Genomic DNA, 21,191 nt, shown 5'->3' with positions numbered 1-21,191 from the left:
GGTCTTGTTGTTGAATCGCTTGTACTTCATCGAGTTTTTCAAGCCACGGCTGACCGAGATACACCAACCAAGCTGTTGAACGTACACCTTTTTCTAAAGAGGGTTCATCATTGGTCACATGACTACTTTGCGTCATGTTCTTATCAATATCTAAGCCAAGAAAGCGATAATTGGCTGCGGTTTCAAAAGCTTGCCAAGTTACTGCTTGGGTAAAATCTAAGGGTTGCCCAACGCGATAACCACAATAGGCTTGTTCTATCTTAATTTCACGAACTATTGATTTAAAAAACTCAATACATTGCAAACGGTTGTTACTATTTTGAGTAAAATCAAATGGAAAAATAAAATTGACTGTTGAATAGCGTTCATTATTTGCCATCTCCGAACTACACAACACATCAACACCATAATTAGGTGCAAAACTCATTTTTGCTTGATCTGAAAAATAATAAATGACAGAGGTTTTTTCCTTTTTTATATCTTCTAATAAATTTTCAGGAAAACCGTCCTTACGAAATTTACGTTCACGTTGATTTTTTACGGATGCTTCTCGTTGAAATTCAACTCCTGTCAAAGCAATATAGTCTTGTATTTTTTTGACAAATTTTTCCTTAATTTCTAGTTGATCGCCATCATAAAACCAAAAAGACATCATTAAGTTTAAGCGCACTGGTTCTGTTTTGGATTCAACGTCCACATAAGGCAAAGTATAATTTTGTGTTTGTTCAATCTGATCTAACCAAGCTTCTGCTTGTTGAAATAACTCACCCATTATTTATCAACATCCCATAAATCAAATCTAATCCTGCGGCTTTAAGTTTTCAGGAACAGGATATTTTTTTAATAACTCAGCATCATCTTCTCGATCCCAACGTTCAAGCCACCAATCACATTGTTCTGGCTGAAAAAATACAGGTTCCCACTCTGCCAATGAATCGGCATATTGCGTTAACGGAAGCATTTTCTCTCGAATTGGTTTAAGAATATTATTTAACGCTTGATAACCTTGTGGGCGTGGCAAACCTATTCTTGCCAATTGTGGTGATTCATCTGCTCTAAAAAACACTCCACCATTGATCGGTTCTAAACGTAATGGCGTATTCGGGTCTTGTTGTTGAATCACTTGTACTTCATCTAGTTTTTCAAGCCACGGCTGACCGAGATACACCAACCAAGCTGTTGAACGTACACCTTTTTCTAAAGAAGGTTCATCATTGTCTACAGCACTAGACTGTGTCATATTTTTTTCAATATCAATACCTAAAAAACGGTAGCTTGTAGCAGTATCAAAAACTTGCCAAGGTACAGCTTGGGTAAAATCTAAAGGTTGTCCAATACGATAACCACAATAAGCTTGTTCTATTTTTATTTCTTGCAAGAATGATTTAAAAAAATGAATACAAGCTAACTTATTGGCTTCATTTTCCGTGTAATCAAAAGGGAAAATAAAATTAACAACTGAATACCACTTTCCATCTCCAATATCAGACCCACAACTAACATCCAAACCGAACTTAGGGGCAAAACTCATTTTCGGTTGATCTGAAAAATAATAAATTAATGAACTATCTAACCTTTTCCCACGTATATCTTCAATCCAATTTTCAGGAAATCCCTCTTTACGAAATTTACGCTCTCTTTGCTTATTGACCGAAGCTTCTCGAACAAATTCAATTCCTGTCAATTGAATATATTCAAGCACTTTGTTAAAAATATATTCTCTTATTTCAAGTGTTTCACCATGATAGAACCAAAAAGACATCATTAGATTTAGACGGACGGGTTCTGTTTTGGATTCAACGTCCACATAAGGCAAAGTATAATCTTGCGTCTGTTCAATCTGATCTAACCATGCATCCGCTTGTTGAAATAACTCACCCATCATCTATTCCTTATTATTTCCAAAGATTCTCTGCATTAGTGACAACAACATCCCAAATTTCACGCATTTTATTCACTTTACTGGTCTTTTTCCCTTGCGGGGTACTGCTTGGCTTGTGTGTGTTTTGCGGTACAGCCTTTGCCTTACAACCACAATCACTCTTTTTGGGATCAGCAGAAATCCGAATCATCGCCAACATAGTACTCCCCCCTAAAAATCTTGCATAGTCAGTCATTTGCTCTCGATCAGGGGCATCTTGACTATCAATAAATTTAATTTCCACCCAATGTAAAATATTATCCAATGTCGGTGCTTTCATCATATTTTTAACTACAACAATATCTGCTCCCCAACGACCAGAGCCAGGGGTTTCCATAAACTTATGTCGAGGTGGGTTTGCTCCTGTAACCATCAACGGTTGTTTGGTTTTTTTGTCATAAATCACTTCGGCTTTAATCGGACATTTGTGTTCCATCACAATATCTACGAGTGCAAAAATGACTTGCACGGCTTTTTGTCTAAGGTGGCGTAATCCGCCCCATAAATTAATTACTTTATCAGCAATCGTTTCTTTTTTAGACGCTTTCCCTGTTGCACCACCAATTTGATTACTAAAACAGCAAACTTTACAAATCACAGATTTAAATAAAATTGGTTTCTTGGTGTAAACCTCATACCAAGCGCCAACTCTTGAAGCTTGCGAGGGTGCGGTTGGTTTTGTTGAACCGCTTGGTTTGGGTGTCGTAGAAGCTCTTTGTTCTCGCTTAATATCAGTCGCAACTTCAGTTGCAAAAGAAAATATAAACTCAATCAACTCTTGAGCAATCGTTGCACCAATATCTTTTAAAAAAGGTGCAAGATACTTTTTGACCAATTCAGTGGACACTTTTGCTGCCTGATTGAGTAGTTTTTTGAGTACGTGGAGCAATACTCTCAACAAAAATGCAATGACCACATATGCAGCTGCAACAATTGGAGCAACCATAATTTCCTCTTATTCTTCTAAATGATCAATATCATCTAATTCATCTTCTGGATCTTCCACATAAAACAAGGCTTCATATGTTTTTTTGAGAAGCGGAGATTCGCCTGAATTTTGTTGGTGATTATTTGGTAAATCTGCAATATACAAATCGACTTTTTCCCGCTGATCAGTTTGAATCGGTTGAGTTTTTCCAAACTCATCCGTGATTCCCGAAACTTCAAGCCCATTTTCAGCAATCAGTCGATAGTTATAATTCGCCATCGGTTGTTTGGCATCATCAAGAAAAGTCACAGCGGCTGAATAAGGTTGATCAATCATCACGGGAAGTGCTGGAAAGACTGTTTGTATTTTTGCCCCACTCTCAAACTTATGCTGACCAGCTCTAACAACAAATTCCCTACCCATTTTCACCCCATTATTTATCATAATTTAATTATTTGTTAAATTATACCTCACAATCTTTTAATAGTCCTGATTTTTTATGTCATTAGTCATCGCCTTCAACTTAGATCGTTACGCAATACTTGCTACAGATAGACGTGGAGTCATAAAATACAGCGATACAAAAAAACATATCACTCTGAATATCAATGATCATTATCAAAAAATTAGAAAAGTACCCTTTGGTTTTTTTGCAGCAGCTGGTGATTATTTTATAACAACGTGTTTTTATGCTGAATGTATGCGAAAAATGCCAAAAAAAAGAAATTTAGAAGAACTCCTTCAAGATACTTATCATAGATATTGCAATATGAAAGGAATTCTGCACTTTTCAGGAATCACAACAATATTGCTGATTGCGAATCACCGTACAGCAGGTAAAAATTGTGAGAAAGATGCTATTTTAGAAATCAACATCAGTTATGAAAATATTGAAATTCAAGAAATTGAGACGATGAATTTAGTCGCATTGATGGCAAACATGAACCCAGATATTCTTTTCTGGGATAGTGTCAGTGAGTTATTACGTCCATCCAATCATTTTTTAGGAATAGATCAATTTTTGAGTTATCATCTAAATCTAATTCACTACATTTGGCAAGAACAGCTCAAATTTGACCACTTAATTTCCCATCATATTGATTTTTATTTTCACGATCGGATGACAAGCAAAGGAATATTTATTCCCTATGAAAAGTTTACAAATATCTCCGAGGATTTGGTTAAAAAACTATAGAATGGGACTTCGACTTAAACATATCTTTAACTTTTAAAAAACATCGTGAAGAGTTGATACGCACGTGCATAGCTCACTTTTAGTAATTTCACAGTTGACCGTAAAACTTATTAGAGAACTGTAAAAACACTCAATCACTAGTAAAACAACGATTACAAATAGAATTCTGCCTAAAACAATTGCGGACAATATCTTCGAGTATCATCTTAGATCATGAGTTTAGTCATCCAGTCTTTTTTGCATTCTGAATGAGAACGATTAGAATAATAGCAAGATGATTAATATGGAGTCACCATGCAATACCAATGTCCAAAGTGTCAAAGCCGGAAAATTCTCCCAGTTGCAAATGGCAACACACCTGCAGCTCGCCCAGTTGTACCTAAAAGCTTGGTATTCTTGATTCCACTACTCTTTATTTTATTGCTTTTGGTTGTAATCAGTATAGTGATGTGGATTTTCAGTAACGGTGCAGGTCAGACATTGCAGATTGCAACAGTTGTGGTTTTTATTGCAACAGTGATTGCTGGCGTGCTTTTTTGGCGTGATCTTCCTGATTTTAAAATTTCCATGCAATCTTTTATGCAAGCCAATAAAAATTGGAAGTGTCGCGACTGTAATCATGAATGGCAAATCTAAAACCATTACTTAACAGATTTAAAAATCAAACCATTCACATTAATGTGAATGGTTTTTTTCTTGAGCTATAGGTGAATCTTGAGCATGGTTCTGTGTTGTATGTGAATCTACCATATCTGCATCATCCTCGATTTGTAGAGTCATTTCGGTGATCCCATGCTGATGACTCAGCATTTCCATGGCTTGTTGATATAGCTGGTTGCGATCTGCTTCAGGTGCATACAAATGGACAGTTAAATGAACATTTTTGGAAGTAATTGCCCAGACTTTGAGTTGGTGAATACTTTCCACGCCTTTGATTGATAACAGGTCATTCCGTAACTTCTCAATATCAATTTCCTCAGGTACACCCTCTAAGAGAATATTGATACTTTGTTTGAGTAGAATCCATGTTCTTGGCAAGACCCAAAACCCGATAAGCACAGCAATGACTGTATCAACCCACATCCAACCCGTGAAATAAATAATTGCTCCACCGACGATAACGCCAACTGAACCAAGCGCATCACTCAAGACTTCCAAATAAGCTCCCTTGATATTTAAACTTTCTTGGGAACTTGAAAATAAAATCTTCATCGAAATCAGATTAATCACCAAACCAATAACGGCGACAATCATCATGCCTACACTTTGAATTTCAGGAGGTTGGCTAAAGCGTTGATAAGCTTCATAAAGAATATAAATCGCCACCACAAACAACATCAACGCATTAAACAATGCCGCCAAAATTTCAAAACGCTGATAACCAAAGGTACGCTTATTGTCCGCGGGTAATTTTCCAATTTTTATCGCGACCAATGCAATTGCGAGTGCAGCTGCATCGGTAAACATATGCGCAGCATCAGACAATAATGCTAAACTTTGCGTCATAAAGCCTGCAATCACTTCAACAATTAAAAATGTACTGGTCATCGCCAAAGCAAAGCTTAGTTTTTTGACATTGCCCTCGGTGACCATGGCGTGACTATGATCATGCCCTTGTTGTTCACTCATTTCACACCTCTCTTTATTTTATGTATTCGCAATTCATTTCTTTTTCAATTATTGATAATAATTATTATTATCAATAATTGTTTTTCTCTATATAATGCCTGCACAACATTTTTAGATTTGACAATACCCCTTCTAACAGGATGTCTACAATGAAAAAATATCTTTACCTTGCTTTACTATTTTGCTCTTATGGCCATGCACATGAACCCTATGTTGCTCCTTTGAGTTACCTCACTGCAAATACACAAATTCCTGTCATTGCTGGTTATGCAGAAGAAGCACTCAATGCTGAACATGCACTTAAACAAACAACTTTAACGGTCATTCAACCTGATCAAAACCAATTACAAGTTCAACCTGCCAGCACTTTAAAATCTGCGACTGTTTTTGACTTAGCTTTACCACAATCAGGCACTTATCAACTGGGTACTAAAGTTTCTTTCCCGCTCAAATATGTACAACATAATAAAGAATGGAAAATGCTTTTTGATGTTGCCGCAGATAAAGCAGGAAATATTTCTGAACGTGACTATGTCGTCCCGTCTGATTTCAAAAAAGCCCCTGTACCCGTCAGTATTCAGCGTGAATGGTCAATCCAAAGCTATATTTCAAAAGATAAATCCTCTGCTTTTCAAAACAAAACTGATGCAGTCATACAGGTTGAGTTTAAAACCCATCCCAATGACATCACTGCACAACAACCTGTACAAATTCTAATTAAAAAATCAGGGCAAGCACTCAAAAATGCGGAGTTACTGATTCGAGCTCAAGGTCAAACCGATAAGCAAGCGTTAAAAGTTCCTGTCGCTACGGATGGCTCTGCCACACTTACTTTCCCATATTCTGGACAATATCTTGTTGAAGTCAGTGAACCTTTCAATTCAACCGCAAAACCAGTCAATCAAAACTACACCATTATTAGCTTAGGCGTATTACCTGCTGGCAAATAATACAACCTTAAAAATATAGAGACCCTCTTCTTGTTTTACTCAAAAAGAGGGCTTTGTTTTTTAGACAAGCAATTAGTTACTTCGCTCTTTACGCTCATTCATCCAACGATAGATCACAGGCAAAATCACCAAGGTCAACAACGTAGATGACATAATTCCACCGATGACCACTGTTGCCAATGGACGCTGTACTTCTGCACCTGTCCCAGTTGCCAATGCCATCGGCACAAAACCTAAAGAGGCAACACAGGCTGTCATCAGAACAGGTCTTAAACGTAAAATTGCACCTTGCCAAGTCGCATGATAAACATCAAGTTGCTGACGCAATTCCTTAATGAATGTCAACATGACCAGACCATTCAGCACCGCCACACCAGAGAGCGCGATAAAACCAACACCAGCAGACATAGATAATGGTATTCCTCGCAACCACAATGCAATCAAACCGCCACATAGGGCAAATGGAACACCAGTGAAGACCAGTAGGCTTTCTTTAAAGTTATGGAAAACAGCCATCAACAAGATAAAGATCGTAATCAATGCCAATGGAACCACCAATTGCATTCTAGCTTTGGCTGAAGTGAGGTTTTCAAACTGCCCTCCATAACTCAACCAATACCCTGCAGGCATTTCCTGTTTAGCCAAAGTAGATTGCAGTTCTGCAACAAAAGAACCTAAATCACGCCCTTCTACATTTGTAGTGACAACAACCCGACGCTTACCATTTTCACGGCTGACCTGATTGATACCTAAAATATTTTCTACTTTAGCGACATCTTGTAACTGAATTAAGCCACCATTTGGTGTTTGAATCGGCAGCACAGCCAAGTGTTCTGGGGTACGTTGCGCATCATCCAGACGGATCACAAAGTCAAAACGACGATCTCCTTGTAAAATCTGCCCAACATTTTGTCCACCTACACTTGTCGCAACCAAATCCTGAATAGCTCTTACAGATAATCCGTATTGCGCTGCTGCTGCTTTATTCACTTCAACATTGAGCAAAGGTAAACCCGATGTCTGCTCGATCTTAACTGCGGATGCGCCTGAAATACTTTGCACTTGTTGGGCAATTTTACTCGCCTGTTGGTTCAATACATCCATGTCATCGCCAAATATTTTGATCCCGACATCACTACGCACACCTGAAATCAATTCGTTAAAGCGTAGTTCAATCGGTTGTGAAAACTCACTGTTATTACCGGGTAATGTTGCCAGAAATGCAATCATGCGTTGACGCAACTCATCTATGCTTTCTTTCGGATTTTTCCATTCCTTCTGCGGTTTTAACAAGACCACAGCATCTGAAATATTCGGTGGCATCACATCTGTTGCCACTTCTGCAGTACCTGTACGGGCAAATATGGCTTTAATTTCTGGAAACTCTTTTAACAACAATTTTTCCGTATTTTCTTGCATTCTTAAAGATTGCTCCAAGCTGGTACTTGGGGAACGCATTTGCTGTACTGCAAAATCTCCTTCACTCAACGTTGGTGCAAATTCACTTCCAATCTGTGTTGCAAGTAGACCTGTCAAAAATAAAATACACAGCGCAAGCGTGATGACCAATACTTTAAAATGATAGGCTAAGTTCAGCACTGCTTCATATTTACGCTTTAACCAAAGCATCCAGCGACTTTCTGTTTCCTTCACCTCACCATTTACAAACAGCGCCACCGCTGCTGGAATAAATGTCACAGAAAGGATAATCGCGCCGAGAAGAGCCAATACAACTGTCATTGCCATTGGATGGAAGAGTTTAGCTTCAACCCCTGACAAAGCAAAAATAGGTAAGTACACCACCAGAATAATCAATTGACCAAAAATCAATGGACGACGTGCCTGTTTTGCTGCAAGGAATACTTCTTTAAAGCGCTCTGATCGTGACAACAAACGCCCTTTAGCATGTTGAGCTTCTGCTAAGCGACGAATACAATTTTCCACAATCACCACTGCACCATCGACAATAATCCCGAAATCTAATGCACCAAGACTCATCAAGTTAGCACTGATTTTTTGTTCCACCATACCTGCTAAAGTGAATAACATGGACAATGGAATTACACAGGCAGTAATTAAAGCCGCTCGGAAATTACCTAGGAATAAGAACAGAATAACAATGACCAGAATTGCCCCTTCAACAAGGTTTTTCTGTACAGTTTTAATCGCTCGTTCAACCAGATCAGTACGGTCATAAACTGTTTCAATGACAATGCCTTTCGGTAAAGACTGCTGGACTTCTTTGACTTTGGCATCCACAGCACGTGCAACTGTACGGCTATTTTCTCCCATCATCATCATGGCAATACCCAGTACAGTTTCTTGACTGTTATAAGTCGCACCACCAGTTCGAAGATCATGCCCTATCGCTACGGTCGCAACATCAGCAACACGGATCGGAAAACCATTTTTATTGCCAATGCTGACATTTTGAATATCTTCAATACTGCTGAGCATTCCTGGAACACGTACAGTCAATTGCTGACCATTGGTTTCAATAAAACCAGCACCACGGTTCTCATTGTTTAAAGTCAAAGCATTTTGCAAATCACTGAGAGGGATTTGCAATTGTTGTAAACGATTGAGATCTGGAGTGACTACATATGTTTTATTAAAGCCACCAATCGAGTTTACCTCAGCAACACCAGGTACTCGTTGTAATTGCGGTCTTACAATCCAATCCTGAATTTCACGCAAGTCCATGGCGGTATAAGGTGTACCATCAGGTTTCTTGGCATTGGGTTCAGCTTTGACCACCCACTGATAAATTTCTCCCAGACCTGTCGATACGGGTGACATCGTAGGTGAAATATCATCAGGTAATGCTGCTTGAGCTTCTTGGATACGCTGATTAATTTGTTGACGCGCCCAATAAATGTCTGTGCCATCTTTAAAAATAATGGTGACTTGTGATAAGCCATAACGAGAAATTGAGCGGGTCATCTCAAGTTTAGGTAGCCCCGCCATCGCAGTTTCAATGGGATAGGTGATTCGTTGCTCAACTTCCAATGCAGTAAACCCAGCTGCCTGTGTGTTCACTTGTACTTGGACATTGGTAATATCAGGTACCGCATCAATCGGTAATTTTTGATAGCTATAAACACCTACGCCAATCCAAGCCACGATAAACAGTATCACCCATATCGCATTTTTGATTGAGAATTGAATGAGTCGATCAAACAAACCCTCTGCCTGAGGCAATTCCTGATCTTTGTCTAAATCTAATTGAGAATCTGGAGAATCCTTAATGGTCATGGCTCGCTTCTCCCTTTTCTAGTTCAGATTTGAGTAAGAAACTGCCTTGCCCCGCGTATTGTTGCCCTTGCTTCAGACCTGACTGAATTTCAATCCACTGCCCATCGCTGGAAACCTGCCCCAAGACGACAGGTTGTGCTTTAAATTCAAGCTTTTTGTCATGTTCATTGGCAACAAATACAACATCTTTATCCTCTATTTTTTGTACTGCACTTTTCAATACACGTAACGCTTGAGCAGAACCCGGCTGTTGAAGCTGAACATTGACCATTAAGTTTGGACGTAATTCAGCAGCATTGGACAATACTTTGGCACGCACTTGTAAACGTCCAGTCTGAGCATCAGCTTCAGTATTTAAACTTTGAATCTGAGCCTTGAAAGTATTACCTGTTTGTAACGACTTAAACTCAATCTGTTGATTCGGTGCAATAGATGAAAACTCGGAACTTGGGACAATAAATTCAAGCCACAATTGATCCAACTGATCAATCACGAACAATTGACTGGCAAGCTGAACATTCTCCCCCATGACTAAATCTTTTTTGCTAATAATTCCCGCAATCGGTGCTGTCATGACATAACGTCCCTGACTACCGGAAGAAGCCCCTAAAGCAGACAGACGAGATTTGGTTGCTTGTACCTGTATTTGAGCCTGTTTATAGGCATTGTATGCACGCTGGTAATCCTGCTTGGCAGAGATGCCTTGTGACCATAATTGACGCTCACGTTCATAATCTTGATGCGCCAACTCCATTGCAGCTTGCGCAATCTGTAAATTCGCTTGTTGATCAACCAAATCTGGAACAACGAGCGTTGCCAATGCCTGACCTTTTTGCACACGTTGCCCTAGCTCCACATTTACCGCTATCACTTGTCCACTAAAAGCAGGAGATACATGCGCCTGTCGATCGGTATTGACCATGATTTTTGCAGGATAAGACGCTGACTTTAACACAGCTCCCATTTCCGCTTTGGCGAGTTGTATGCCTTGCTCAGTAATTTGCTGTGCAGTCAGGCTAATGGTTTCTTTTTCCTCCTCTTCACTATGCCCACCTTCATTTGCACCTCCCTCAGCTGATTCTGCTGCACCTTCTTCACCATGCGCATGTCCTTCCTCACCATGCCCTTCTTCTTTTGATGTGCTTTTTTTCGATGAAAAAAGTAAAGCTGTTGCAATAAGTGCTGTCACGACAATAGCAACAATGATCAGTAGGCGTTGAGAAATTTTGCCCTGCTGATGCTGAAACGATTTAAATTGATTTAGCATATTAATTTCTCCCACCAATCACTGGTAGTGCTTGAGTCTCTTGCCATAAGTTTTGATTAATTTGTGCGATTGCATCTTTCGCCATGATTTGACTTGGTTCAACGCCTAGACTCAAACTTTCTGCTTCAATGGCACGTTGCCATGCATCTTTGAGTAATTGCACCTTGCGTAAACGTACATCCTGCAATTGTAAAGTCGCTTGCTGTACATCCGTTACAGCAAACTTACCTACTGTAAAACCCATTAAAGTTTTACGTTGTACCTGAGCGGCAAGTGGAATTTGCGACTGATCCACAGCATTAAATTGCACTTCTAGTCCTTGCAGTTCAGTCAATAATGTACCGACCTGCAAAGCATTTTGACGAAGATAGAATTCTTGCTGTTTGTTTAATAAATCTTCTTTCGCACGCGCAATTTGCACACCATATTGTTGGCGGTTAAAAATATTCAATGGAATCGACACCCCCACCACAAGTGCATTATCCGTTTGTGCTTGAGGTGATCGTGTGCGGTTTACGCCAAAATTCACAGTAGGATTTGGGCGTGCTGAGGCTTTGAGTTGATCTACGGTCGCTTTTGCCTGCAACACTTGTAAACGGCGTGATTTTTCAAACAAATTATCCGATAAATATTCTTGTACTTGTTGATGAGAAGAAGATGGCCACAATGATTGTGGACTCAGATTGATACTGATCGATTTATCTGAATCTCCCCATAAATTTGATAATTGCTGTCTAGCAACCTGAACTTGTAGATCCGCTTGGCGATACAGACGCGCATTTTCGGCATGACTTAATCGCACCCGATCCACATCGACTTGGGCAACACCACCTGCTTGATAACGCTTCTGGATGGCATTCAAATTTTCTTCACTGACTTTAAGCTGCTCTTGAACCACACTACGTTCGAGTTCAAAAATTGCCAGTTGTGACCATAGATATTTAACAGCAAGCTCAAGTTGGGCTTGATAAATTCGCTGATTTAAATCGCTTTGATCTTTAGAAAGTTGCGCCAATTTTTGAACAGATTTTCGCTCACCAAAAAGATCCAAGCGCTGAGAAACACCTATCGCAAGCTCTTTATCCTCATTTGAACCAAAGCCTGTTTGCTGTATGGATATCTCTGGATTTGTCCACAGTTTTGCTTGTTTTATATTCGCATCTGCAATCTGCTGCTGAGTCTGCCACACATTTTGTGTTTGTTGGTACTGCTCTGTTTTCGCGATTGCCTGTTGTAAGGTTAATGACTGTTTTGAATCATTCGCCCAAGCGCTAGATGTAATGATACTCACCATAAGCGCGCCAAGAAGAGACGATCTAAAGCTCAATCTAGACTTTTGTACGGTTTTACATGTTTTTTTAGGCATAGAAATGCTCCACTAAATTCAAATATTAGCGGTGAGTGATTTTTCGGCTACCCCACCTTATAGCGGGGATAAGAGGGGCGGCGGATTAGGAAAATATAGATCAGGCGACTGGTACAAGTTGTTCCAGCCAACAAATGGCGCTTCTCGGTAACCTATAAATTTAGGCTGTTCAGCGTGTTGCTGATCATCCACGACAATAAAGTGGACCAGAGAAGGCAAATGATCACTATGATCATCATTGAAATGTTTTAGAAAATCGTTAGCGCGTACATCATGCTGATGGGTTGCTTTCTGTGGAGAAGCTCCATGATCTGTTTGAGTCTCAGACCCATAGCTTCCCAATAATTGAGGATGTAATAACTGATCTTGCGTACAATCAGGTGCACTATGATGACCAAAATGCTGAATGACTGATTTCTGAGCTGCTCCAGCGCTTTTTTCATGATCACAAAAAGCCGCTGCCACATTCCAAAGGCTCTGGAACATGAACAAACTTAGCAAGACTGTGATGAAAACAGCTGAACGTTTCACAAATTGAGACTCGAAATCAAAATACATGATGAATATAGCAACTTTGTTGAGCTATTCAAATTACAGAAAGGTAATTTTTAAAAATTCTAAATCTTTTATTAACTAGGACTAACATAAACAAAAGTATATAAAAAGCAATTGACAAATTACATAAAATTATTTGCAAAGTTTACAAAATCAGCTAGATTTACTGATATCTAATCAATTTTTTATGATTAGCAATCTCTTTTACTTTGTTAATGGATTAGCAAGGAGGTTTTATATGTTGGTGCATATTTTTAACCGTTTTTTAGGAGATTCCACATCTCGCCAAGCATTTGAACAAAATGCATCTGAAGCCACGCTCGAAAAAGCGCAAGCACATGATTTTGAAGATCAACATTTAAGTTCAAATGAAATCGCAAATCGCAATGCAATGTGGTGTTATCTCAGAGCCGCTTTACGCGGAGATCAGGAAGCCCAATATAAAATGGGGCTGAGTTATCTCAATGGGCAACTGGGTTTAGACCGTAGTTATAGTCATGCTGAAAAATGGCTTGAACAAGCGGCGCATCAAGGTCATCTTCATGCAAAAGAACAGTTAAAGAAAGCCTATGACGAACTTGCATTTTCATAAATTACGTTAATTGTATTGTATATATCGCGCGATAAACAGAGCTAAAACTGGCTCTGTTTATTCATCAATTATACTGGGTTATCCACCTGAATTCATTTGTTTATTTTTCACGCAAACATTGATTGTTTTTACTTTAAAAATTGATTTCAATATGGTAAAAATCACCAAATAAATAAAAAAACTATAGAGTATTTACTCTAAAATATTTTTTAAATTCAGAGGCTTACTACTAGTAATTTTATTTTTTTTGTATATTATTGCCCCCAATAAAACTGACTATCTTTTATACAAGGATAGCTTCACCCAGAAACTAAAAATACAGCTCATATATTCATTTTAGCAAAATCAGGAAAATAGCTATGAATCAGAAATTGGAGCAACTTTTTCAAGAAAAGGTTCAAGGTAAAATTGCATTAATCACTGGTGCATCTAGTGGTATTGGTTTAACGGTTGCAAAAAAACTTGCTGCGGCAGGAGCACATGTACTTTTGGTGTCTCGTACAGAAGAAACACTCAAAGAAGTTCAAGCGGAAATCCAGGCAGAAGGTGGTCAAGCGGACATTTTTCCGTGCGACTTAAATGATATGGATGCAATTGATAGGGTCTCTAAGCAAATCATTGCTTCGGTTGATCATATTGATATATTAATTAATAACGCAGGACGTTCGATTCGCCGTGCTGTACATGAGTCTGTCGACCGTTTCCATGACTTTGAACGTACCATGCAGCTGAATTATTTTGGTGCTGTACGCTTAGTATTGAACATTTTACCGCAAATGATGACACGCAAAGATGGTCATATCATCAATATCAGCTCGATTGGTGTATTGGCAAACGCAACCCGTTTCTCTGCTTATGTTGCTTCAAAAGCGGCTTTAGATGCCTTTAGCCGTTGCTTATCTGCCGAAGTCCACTCACATAAAATTGCGATCACATCGGTGTATATGCCTTTAGTGCGTACGCCCATGATTGCACCAACCAAAATCTATAAGTACGTTCCGACGCTCTCTCCAGAACAAGCTGCTGATTTGGTGGCTTATGCGATTGTTAAACGTCCGAAAAAAGTTGCAACCAACTTAGGACGTTTAGCTTCAATTACCTATTCAATCGCACCAGGAATCAACAATAAATTAATGTCGATTGGTTTTAATTTATTCCCAAGCTCAACTGCTTCTGTGGGCGAACCACAGAAACTTAATCTAGTACAACGTGCCTATGCGCGTTTATTCCCTGGCGAACATTGGTAAGTTTAAAACATCTTAGAAAGCTTATTTTTAAGTAAGCTTTCTAACCACTCAATAAAAAATTGAAAATAGACAGGTCTATATTTTCTTTCTAAAAATAAAAAATTAACAGGAATCTTGAGACAAGGTTCATCTTCAAAAATTCGAATTAATTTATTTTGTGCAATAAAAGGCACTGCATCGAACGCTGGAATCTGAATGATCCCCAATCCTTGTAAAGCAGCATGTAGATAGCTTTCTGTGTCTTCTACACACAGTTTGTAGGGAAGATTGACCTGAATATTTTTAAAATACAGGCGCTCAAAATCAGTATCTAAATTTTTGATTTGATACCCGATCAGAAAATGCTCTTGCAAATGCGTCAAGCGCAATGGCTGTTGCAACCTATTTAGATAATTAGGAGAAGCCAAGGTATATAAATCAATATTGGCAATCGGTCTTACAATTAAATTTTCATCCTCCACCCTACCCACACGAACGACACAATCTAAACGCTGTTCGATTAAATCTGAATAATGATCATGACTATAAATTGAAATTTTAACATTTGGATATTTTTCATAAAACTCATTGAGATAAGGAATAAGGTATTGTGTTGCTATACGCAACGGCAAACCAATTTTAATTTTTCCTATATGCTCACGATTTTTTAATTTGAAATGATCTAATGTTTCAGACTGTAGAATTAAGTGTTTAACCTCTAGAAAAAATTGCATTCCGTCATTGGTTAAATTGACTTTTCGAGTAGTTCGATTAAACAGCAAAATTTCATATTCTTTTTCTAAAGCTTGTATGGCATAGGTAATGGTGGAACGTGGTAAGTCTAACTCTTTTGCTACTTGTGCAAATGAGTGTTTTTCTGCAACAAGACAAAAAATTTTAAACCGCTCTATTTTATCCATCTATTATTCAAATTTTTCAAACAATCCATTCGATTCTATCCACTATGTAGAATAAAAAATAGCACCTAGAATTTCAACATCACTGGTTAACATTGGAAAATAAAAATGAGCTCACATGACTTAAAAGATAAAACCGTTATTATTACGGGTGGCGCAAAAAATTTAGGTGGTTTGATCTCTCGTAAATTTGCAGAACAAGGGGCAAATTTGGTCATTCACTATAACAGCCCAGAAACACGAAAGGATGCTGAAGAAACACTTAAAGCTGTTGAACAATTGGGTGCTCATGCAACACTGATACAAGCAGATCTCTCTAATATTCAAAATATTGAAACCTTGTTCATCAAAGCCAAAGAAACTTTTGGTGGTATCGATATTGCAATTAATACAGTCGGTCGAGTATTAAAAAAACCATTGATTGAAACTACAGAACAAGAGTTTGATTCAATGAATGACATTAACAATAAAATTGCTTATTTCTTCATTCAATCTGCGGGAAAACATCTCAACAATGGTGGAAAAATTTGCTCAATCGTGACCAGTCTTTTGGCAGCCTATACCGGTTTGTATTCCACCTATGAAGGCTTAAAAGCACCGGTTGAGCACTATACTCGCGCGGCATCAAAGGAATACGGAGCGCGTGGTATTTCCGTTACAGCCGTTGCACCAGGTCCAATGGATACCCCATTTTTCTATGGTCAAGAAGCACCTGAAGCTGTGGCGTACCATAAATCTGCCTCAGCATTGGGGGGCTTAACCAAAATTGAAGACATTGAACCTTTGGTACGTTTCTTAGTCACAGAAGGCTGGTGGATTACAGGACAGACTATTTTTGCCAATGGTGGTTATACAACACGATAATCCTGACTGAGAAAGTGCCCATTTTATTCAATGGGCACTTTTTCCTTAGTCCTCATAATTTTGCTTGACCCATTCAGCTGTTCGTTCAATGGTCTGCTTGAGATTAGTTTCAGATATTTTCCAGTTTTGATTTAGCTTTAAAAACAGGTCTATGTCCAATTGCTCTGTACGAATGAAATTTAACATTTCCGCAGATAACTCCAACTTTTGAGCAAGCCATTTCCATTTTAAAATTAATTTTAATATTTTTAGAGAAACAAAATAGTGTGGTGCTTTAAGATTTAAGCGATCTGCCGCATGTTGAATCAGTACCTGTAAAGAAATCTGGGTGGGATTAACAATCAGTATCTCTTGATCTACTGCCAATTGATCCTGTGAGGCTTTACATATCGCATGAACCAACATGGTCACTGAAACTAAAGGCAAATAATGCTGAGGGGTGGCAGGAATTGCAGTCAACTTGCGTTGTATCAATTGGGTAATGAGATGTTCAATCGGCTGATATTTGGCGATTTCTCCAGAATTTTCATCTCCTATGACAGTTGCAGGGTGTATCACAGTCCAATCAATTTTCAACGCTTGTGCAGATTTGATCCAAGCAAAATGCGCTTCAATTTTGGAAGCTTCATAAGCACCTAGTTTTTGATAGACACACTGCCAATCTGTTTTTTCTATATTTTTCAGATCAACTCCAGCATCTTCCAAATGCTGAGTAAGTGTCAACATATAGCCAGAAAGATGGATTGCCCGTTTCAAGTGACAGTGAGCATTCACAGTTTGAAGTAAATTGATGACTCCTCGAACATTCACTTCATGTGCCTGTTGCATCGACAGATTCCATGCAAATAACGCACTGGTGTTGAACAAATGTGTCACCGTTGCAAGCCGTTTCCAGTCCCCAGTTGAAATACCCAAGTCTGGTAAGGTGATATCACCTTGTATACATTGCAATTTTTGATAATTTATTCCTTGCTTTTCTAGCCAAGCTTTCAATCTAGGTTCTTGCTGCTCACGATTTCGACACAGCGCAAAAACCTGATCATTGTCTTGAAGTAATTGTGCCACCAGAAATTTACCAATAAATCCTGTTGCACCTGCGACTAAGGTAATTTTTTCTGTACTTTGATTATTTTGCATCACTTGCTACGCTCCTTATGTTCACACTTAATCTAAAGGATGGAGTACACTCCACAGTCAAGTGTTTCTTGCAAGTACATTCAAATTTGGAGCCAGTGATGTTAATCAGTGAGTTATCAAAACACCTCAATCTCAGTCGGGATACGATTCGTTTTTATGAAAAGCTGGATCTTATTCATCCTTTGATACGCAATAATGGATACAAAGATTATTCAGAACAGGATGTACAACAATTACAGTTGATCCAAGTTGCTAAAAATTTAGGTTTTACTTTGGCTGAAATTAAACAAATTTTAGATTTGGTCAATGTGAATGAAATTCCAGCGGAACAATTCCATGAGATTTTAACCGACAAGCTTAATCTCATTCGTGAAAAAATCCATCAACTACAAAACATTCAGCATCTGCTTGAAAATCTTGTGATTGGCGAAGCATGCCCCTTTAAAAAAGATTGTGATATTTCTGCGATTGCTTAATTTATAAAACAGTAAAATACTTTTTTTTATAGGATTAGTTCATATATCATTATAGAATAATAAAATAAGTTAACCTAATTGAATCATATGAATCATGAACATTGAAAGAAAAGTCGCAAAGTTATTTACTAGTAATTGCTTAAATGCAATTGCTAATAACGACTTTTCATCTATAGAAAAATTAAAAATTGATGAAATTGCTCAACATTTCGAAGCTATTAATTATCTAGATTTATATGAAAGATCATATTCTTTTTTAGAAAAAAATTATAGGAATGAATATATTTATAAAAACATGATTGCCAGAAGAATTTTAATGGGGCGACACTCCCTTAAATCTTCAGTTTTGTTATCGGAATTCAGAGTTGGAACAAATAAAGCTGATTTAGTACTTCTTAATGGTTGTTCTACTTGTTATGAAATAAAAACTGAATATGATTCATTAATCAGGCTTGAAGATCAACTAAGCTCTTATACGCAATTGTTTAATAAAGTTTTTGTTGTTTGTGCTTCAAAAATGATTGTTGATGTATATCATTTAATTCCTGATAACGTTGGTATAATAGAATTTACTGACACTTGTAAATTAAAAACTATCAGAGAACCTATTGAAAAGTGTTCAATTGATTTAGAATTGATGATGAAATCTTTAAGAAAAGAAGAGTATCTATTTATTGCTGAAAAAATTTATAAATTAAAAATTGATGTACCTAATACACAAATTTTTGATTATTGTTTTAATATTATTAATAAAGCAGAACCCGAATTTGTTAATAAATTATTCTTAAAGACTCTCAAAAAGACTAGAAAGAATAATGTTGAAGCTATAAATTCACTACCAATTGCTTTGACTAATGCATTGATTAGCTTTAAATTTAGCAATAACAACATCCAATCTTTGAAAAAAATTTTTATGGAGAATAACTCTTATGTATTACCCAATTTTGAGGGGAAAACTCAATGAACTCTTAGCTTTGAGAGAATTAGCTTCCTTACAACTTAAATGCTACACACCAGTCATTGAACCTGTTAAAAGAGATATTAAGCCTTTAATAAAAACCATAGAAGCACTGAATAATAGTGGAATTACTCCACATATTATCATTAACCCCACTATTGGTGATTATTCTAAATCCCCTAATGAATTATTTTTTGAATTGAAAAAATTTGAGTCTATAGAATATGAAATTCTTTATTCAATTAATGAAAACACAGAAAAATATCAAGATTTTTTAGAGTTAGGTTCATTTGGTTTATTTATACAAAAAGGTATTGATCATCAAATTATAGATTTTTCTAGAGCATCACGTATCAATTTTATTCAAAATGATATTAGTCCCAATGTAAAACGATTAATTAAAAATAAAGTAATTTATGAGGATTTCTTTAGAAAACAAAAGAAAAATGCAGATTATCCCCTTGAATCACCCTTTTCATCATTGCATAGCTATTACTTAGATGACAAAACTAATATCGGATTTGGAGATTATACAATTACTGGTGAGGACTTTAGTGAAGGTGGTGGTCCAGCTTATGTAGTTACTATTCATTGTTCATATATAGATACCCAACGGTTTGATGAACTGTTTATCAGGCATTATTCTTCAACGGATGATGGTACTCCCACAAATCCCGGTGCAAAATTTATAGAAGCATTAAAAAAGTTTATTCATGAATATAATAAAAATATAATTCCTTTCATAAAAACATCAGGTCTTGAAGATTTTGAAAATTTGTATCAACTACAACATTTTCCAGGGTTAGGACAAGTTAAAAAAAACTCAATTAAGCACCATATCGAAACTATTAATTCTTACCTATCTTCTAGGATGAAATAATAATGCATAAATGTTGTAGTAATTGCTTTACTGATAAGACTTTAAAATTAAAAATTAATCAAAATGGTCAAATATCACGTTGCCATTATTGTGGAAATAGTGATTCAAGTGCTATCTATATAAATGATTTATATAATTTTATTGTACCACTGTTAGAGGCTATATCAAATTCATATATTGAATATAGTAATGGTGTAAATATTATAGAAATTCTGTTAGAAGATTTCGTTTTTTTCAATAATAATACACAAGCTCATACATTAATTAATGATGCTCTACAAGATAAGCCCATCTTATTAAATAAGCGTTTTCTGAAATTTTCTCAAGATACTGTAAACGAATGGCATCGTTTTAAACATGAATTAATTCATAATAACCGTTTTTTTCCGCAAACTAAGATATATAAAAATGCATTTTTAGAAAGTGGTAATTTGTTTTCCATTTTTACTGAAGTGATAGAGCAACTAAACTACCAAATTAACACTTCAGATACTTTTTTTCGGGCAAGAATCTCTGATGAAAATTTGACCCATGAAAAAATGGGAAAACCACCTAAGGATAAGGTTTCAATTGGTCGAGCAAATCCTGATGGTATCTCTTACTTATATATTGCTGAGAATATTGAAACAGCTTTAACTGAAGTTAGACCTAGTAATGGGCAAACGGTATCTATTGCACAGTTTAAAAGTATCTCTGATATTAATGTAATTAATTTAAGAAATCCTCGCAGAGATATTTCATTCCTATCTTTAAGCTTGAATGATAATTTTCATAATATTCTAAAACTAGTCTGCCTATTAGAAGAATTTTCAAAAGAGTTATCATTACCAGTTCTTCCTACACGTTCGCGATTAGATTACATTCCCACTCAATTCATTACTGAATTTTTTAAAAATTTAGGGAAAATTAATGGACTAATGTTCACTAGTTCATTCGGTAAAGGTTTCAATATAGTAATTTTTAATGATGACTTAATGAATTGTGTTGAAGCTGTAGCTGTCCAAAATTATCGAGTTAATAGTATTGAGCTTTCCCACGATATTTTATAAAAAAACCGCCTTACGGCGGTTTCATT

At 37.1% G+C, this 21,191-nt stretch carries 21 protein-coding genes; 10 read left to right on the top strand and 11 right to left on the bottom strand.

What is annotated here, in order from left to right; translation table 11 throughout:
* From ACINWC743_RS03190 to ACINWC743_RS03175, 4 genes are all read right to left on the bottom strand, one after another.
* Window positions 1–772: type VI immunity family protein (locus tag ACINWC743_RS03190; protein ID WP_009584349.1), on the bottom strand; the 772-nt coding region annotated here is incomplete at its 3' end.
* A gap of 27 nt (window positions 773–799) precedes the next feature.
* Window positions 800–1,882 (bottom strand): type VI immunity family protein, encoded by a 1,083-nt coding sequence (locus ACINWC743_RS03185; RefSeq protein ID WP_009584341.1) that lies wholly within the window; start codon window positions 1,880–1,882, stop codon window positions 800–802.
* Window positions 1,883–1,895: 13 nt separating this feature from the next.
* Complete coding sequence (locus ACINWC743_RS03180; RefSeq protein ID WP_009584343.1) at window positions 1,896–2,867, bottom strand: hypothetical protein; 972 nt, start codon at window positions 2,865–2,867, stop codon at window positions 1,896–1,898.
* Window positions 2,868–2,876: 9 nt separating this feature from the next.
* A complete protein-coding gene (locus ACINWC743_RS03175) occupies window positions 2,877–3,272 on the bottom strand; it encodes a hypothetical protein (protein WP_005034369.1) in 396 nt (131 codons plus the stop codon).
* Window positions 3,273–3,348: 76 nt separating this feature from the next.
* Between ACINWC743_RS03175 and ACINWC743_RS03170 the strand changes: the two genes are divergently transcribed.
* Window positions 3,349–4,044: a hypothetical protein gene (locus tag ACINWC743_RS03170; protein WP_009584352.1), complete on the top strand. Its 696-nt coding sequence runs from the start codon at window positions 3,349–3,351 to the stop codon at window positions 4,042–4,044.
* 294 nt (window positions 4,045–4,338) lie between these two features.
* Window positions 4,339–4,680 carry a hypothetical protein gene (locus tag ACINWC743_RS03165; protein WP_004825419.1) on the top strand — a complete coding sequence of 114 codons (342 nt, stop codon included), beginning with the start codon at window positions 4,339–4,341 and terminating at the stop codon, window positions 4,678–4,680.
* A 39-nt stretch (window positions 4,681–4,719) separates the two neighbouring features.
* Here ACINWC743_RS03165 and ACINWC743_RS03160 read toward each other — a convergent pair whose 3' ends face one another.
* Window positions 4,720–5,673, bottom strand: coding sequence for a cation diffusion facilitator family transporter (locus tag ACINWC743_RS03160; protein WP_004825421.1), 954 nt, complete (start codon window positions 5,671–5,673; stop codon window positions 4,720–4,722).
* Between the two features lie 149 nt (window positions 5,674–5,822).
* Here ACINWC743_RS03160 and ACINWC743_RS03155 point away from each other — a divergent pair, with 149 nt between their 5' ends.
* Entirely contained in the window at window positions 5,823–6,623 is an 801-nt protein-coding gene (locus ACINWC743_RS03155; protein WP_009584347.1) for a DUF4198 domain-containing protein, read from the top strand.
* A 72-nt stretch (window positions 6,624–6,695) separates the two neighbouring features.
* Here ACINWC743_RS03155 and ACINWC743_RS03150 read toward each other — a convergent pair whose 3' ends face one another.
* From ACINWC743_RS03150 to ACINWC743_RS03135, 4 genes are read right to left on the bottom strand one after another with little or no spacing between them, the layout of a single operon-like run.
* On the bottom strand, window positions 6,696–9,878 hold the full coding sequence (locus ACINWC743_RS03150) for an efflux RND transporter permease subunit (protein WP_005034373.1): 3,183 nt from the start codon (window positions 9,876–9,878) through the stop codon (window positions 6,696–6,698).
* Entirely contained in the window at window positions 9,868–11,145 is a 1,278-nt protein-coding gene (locus ACINWC743_RS03145) for an efflux RND transporter periplasmic adaptor subunit (protein WP_004825432.1), read from the bottom strand. Before ACINWC743_RS03145 ends, ACINWC743_RS03150 begins: the two co-directional genes overlap by 11 nt.
* 1 nt (window position 11,146) lies before the next feature.
* The gene (locus ACINWC743_RS03140; RefSeq protein WP_035300151.1) at window positions 11,147–12,511 is read right to left on the bottom strand and encodes a TolC family protein; all 1,365 of its coding nucleotides are present in this window, start codon (window positions 12,509–12,511) and stop codon (window positions 11,147–11,149) included.
* 57 nt (window positions 12,512–12,568) lie between these two features.
* Window positions 12,569–12,997 (bottom strand): hypothetical protein, encoded by a 429-nt coding sequence (locus ACINWC743_RS03135; RefSeq protein ID WP_009584353.1) that lies wholly within the window; start codon window positions 12,995–12,997, stop codon window positions 12,569–12,571.
* Window positions 12,998–13,304: 307 nt separating this feature from the next.
* Between ACINWC743_RS03135 and ACINWC743_RS03130 the strand changes: the two genes are divergently transcribed.
* The gene (locus ACINWC743_RS03130; protein WP_009584337.1) at window positions 13,305–13,658 is read left to right on the top strand and encodes an SEL1-like repeat protein; all 354 of its coding nucleotides are present in this window, start codon (window positions 13,305–13,307) and stop codon (window positions 13,656–13,658) included.
* A 359-nt stretch (window positions 13,659–14,017) separates the two neighbouring features.
* Window positions 14,018–14,905 carry an SDR family NAD(P)-dependent oxidoreductase gene (locus ACINWC743_RS03125; protein WP_004825436.1) on the top strand — a complete coding sequence of 296 codons (888 nt, stop codon included), beginning with the start codon at window positions 14,018–14,020 and terminating at the stop codon, window positions 14,903–14,905.
* A 2-nt stretch (window positions 14,906–14,907) separates the two neighbouring features.
* Here the strand turns inward: ACINWC743_RS03125 and ACINWC743_RS03120 are convergent, their stop codons facing one another.
* On the bottom strand, window positions 14,908–15,804 hold the full coding sequence (locus ACINWC743_RS03120) for a LysR substrate-binding domain-containing protein (RefSeq protein WP_009584334.1): 897 nt from the start codon (window positions 15,802–15,804) through the stop codon (window positions 14,908–14,910).
* 105 nt (window positions 15,805–15,909) lie between these two features.
* Between ACINWC743_RS03120 and ACINWC743_RS03115 the strand changes: the two genes are divergently transcribed.
* A complete protein-coding gene (locus ACINWC743_RS03115; protein ID WP_009584344.1) occupies window positions 15,910–16,665 on the top strand; it encodes an SDR family oxidoreductase in 756 nt (251 codons plus the stop codon).
* Between the two features lie 45 nt (window positions 16,666–16,710).
* On the opposite strand, the gene ACINWC743_RS03110 is transcribed toward ACINWC743_RS03115, so the two are convergent.
* Complete coding sequence (locus tag ACINWC743_RS03110; RefSeq protein ID WP_009584336.1) at window positions 16,711–17,802, bottom strand: SDR family oxidoreductase; 1,092 nt, start codon at window positions 17,800–17,802, stop codon at window positions 16,711–16,713.
* A 98-nt stretch (window positions 17,803–17,900) separates the two neighbouring features.
* Between ACINWC743_RS03110 and ACINWC743_RS03105 the strand changes: the two genes are divergently transcribed.
* The 4 genes from ACINWC743_RS03105 (at window position 17,901) to ACINWC743_RS03090 (ending at window position 21,165) form a co-directional block, all read left to right on the top strand.
* Window positions 17,901–18,278, top strand: coding sequence for a MerR family transcriptional regulator (locus ACINWC743_RS03105; protein ID WP_009584338.1), 378 nt, complete (start codon window positions 17,901–17,903; stop codon window positions 18,276–18,278).
* Between the two features lie 94 nt (window positions 18,279–18,372).
* Entirely contained in the window at window positions 18,373–19,242 is an 870-nt protein-coding gene (locus tag ACINWC743_RS03100; RefSeq protein ID WP_009584339.1) for a sce7726 family protein, read from the top strand.
* Window positions 19,208–20,116 carry a sce7725 family protein gene (locus tag ACINWC743_RS03095; protein ID WP_009584332.1) on the top strand — a complete coding sequence of 303 codons (909 nt, stop codon included), beginning with the start codon at window positions 19,208–19,210 and terminating at the stop codon, window positions 20,114–20,116. Before ACINWC743_RS03100 ends, ACINWC743_RS03095 begins: the two co-directional genes overlap by 35 nt.
* 2 nt (window positions 20,117–20,118) lie before the next feature.
* Window positions 20,119–21,165 carry an RES domain-containing protein gene (locus ACINWC743_RS03090; RefSeq protein ID WP_009584333.1) on the top strand — a complete coding sequence of 349 codons (1,047 nt, stop codon included), beginning with the start codon at window positions 20,119–20,121 and terminating at the stop codon, window positions 21,163–21,165.
* The last annotated feature ends 26 nt before the right edge of the window (window positions 21,166–21,191 follow it).

It is taken from the genome of Acinetobacter sp. WC-743, assembly GCF_000335555.1.
Taxonomy (GTDB): domain Bacteria; phylum Pseudomonadota; class Gammaproteobacteria; order Pseudomonadales; family Moraxellaceae; genus Acinetobacter; species Acinetobacter bereziniae.
This window is presented reverse-complemented; position numbering and strand designations above follow the sequence as displayed.

What these genes read in the sequence shown, in the direction of transcription:
- ACINWC743_RS03105 (WP_009584338.1), top strand. Translation starts at nt 17,901, where the DNA reads ATGTTAATCAGTGAGTTATCAAAACACCTCAATCTCAGTCGGGATACG.
- ACINWC743_RS03120 (WP_009584334.1), bottom strand. Translation starts at nt 15,804, where the DNA reads ATGGATAAAATAGAGCGGTTTAAAATTTTTTGTCTTGTTGCAGAAAAA.
- ACINWC743_RS03130 (WP_009584337.1), top strand. Translation starts at nt 13,305, where the DNA reads ATGTTGGTGCATATTTTTAACCGTTTTTTAGGAGATTCCACATCTCGC.
- ACINWC743_RS03145 (WP_004825432.1), bottom strand. Translation starts at nt 11,145, where the DNA reads ATGCTAAATCAATTTAAATCGTTTCAGCATCAGCAGGGCAAAATTTCT.
- ACINWC743_RS03110 (WP_009584336.1), bottom strand. Translation starts at nt 17,802, where the DNA reads ATGCAAAATAATCAAAGTACAGAAAAAATTACCTTAGTCGCAGGTGCA.
- ACINWC743_RS03140 (WP_035300151.1), bottom strand. Translation starts at nt 12,511, where the DNA reads ATGCCTAAAAAAACATGTAAAACCGTACAAAAGTCTAGATTGAGCTTT.
- ACINWC743_RS03125 (WP_004825436.1), top strand. Translation starts at nt 14,018, where the DNA reads ATGAATCAGAAATTGGAGCAACTTTTTCAAGAAAAGGTTCAAGGTAAA.
- ACINWC743_RS03150 (WP_005034373.1), bottom strand. Translation starts at nt 9,878, where the DNA reads ATGACCATTAAGGATTCTCCAGATTCTCAATTAGATTTAGACAAAGAT.
- ACINWC743_RS03185 (WP_009584341.1), bottom strand. Translation starts at nt 1,882, where the DNA reads ATGGGTGAGTTATTTCAACAAGCGGATGCATGGTTAGATCAGATTGAA.
- ACINWC743_RS03165 (WP_004825419.1), top strand. Translation starts at nt 4,339, where the DNA reads ATGCAATACCAATGTCCAAAGTGTCAAAGCCGGAAAATTCTCCCAGTT.
- ACINWC743_RS03100 (WP_009584339.1), top strand. Translation starts at nt 18,373, where the DNA reads ATGAACATTGAAAGAAAAGTCGCAAAGTTATTTACTAGTAATTGCTTA.
- ACINWC743_RS03095 (WP_009584332.1), top strand. Translation starts at nt 19,208, where the DNA reads ATGTATTACCCAATTTTGAGGGGAAAACTCAATGAACTCTTAGCTTTG.
- ACINWC743_RS03115 (WP_009584344.1), top strand. Translation starts at nt 15,910, where the DNA reads ATGAGCTCACATGACTTAAAAGATAAAACCGTTATTATTACGGGTGGC.
- ACINWC743_RS03135 (WP_009584353.1), bottom strand. Translation starts at nt 12,997, where the DNA reads ATGTTCCAGAGCCTTTGGAATGTGGCAGCGGCTTTTTGTGATCATGAA.
- ACINWC743_RS03155 (WP_009584347.1), top strand. Translation starts at nt 5,823, where the DNA reads ATGAAAAAATATCTTTACCTTGCTTTACTATTTTGCTCTTATGGCCAT.
- ACINWC743_RS03090 (WP_009584333.1), top strand. Translation starts at nt 20,119, where the DNA reads ATGCATAAATGTTGTAGTAATTGCTTTACTGATAAGACTTTAAAATTA.
- ACINWC743_RS03160 (WP_004825421.1), bottom strand. Translation starts at nt 5,673, where the DNA reads ATGAGTGAACAACAAGGGCATGATCATAGTCACGCCATGGTCACCGAG.
- ACINWC743_RS03180 (WP_009584343.1), bottom strand. Translation starts at nt 2,867, where the DNA reads ATGGTTGCTCCAATTGTTGCAGCTGCATATGTGGTCATTGCATTTTTG.
- ACINWC743_RS03175 (WP_005034369.1), bottom strand. Translation starts at nt 3,272, where the DNA reads ATGGGTAGGGAATTTGTTGTTAGAGCTGGTCAGCATAAGTTTGAGAGT.
- ACINWC743_RS03170 (WP_009584352.1), top strand. Translation starts at nt 3,349, where the DNA reads ATGTCATTAGTCATCGCCTTCAACTTAGATCGTTACGCAATACTTGCT.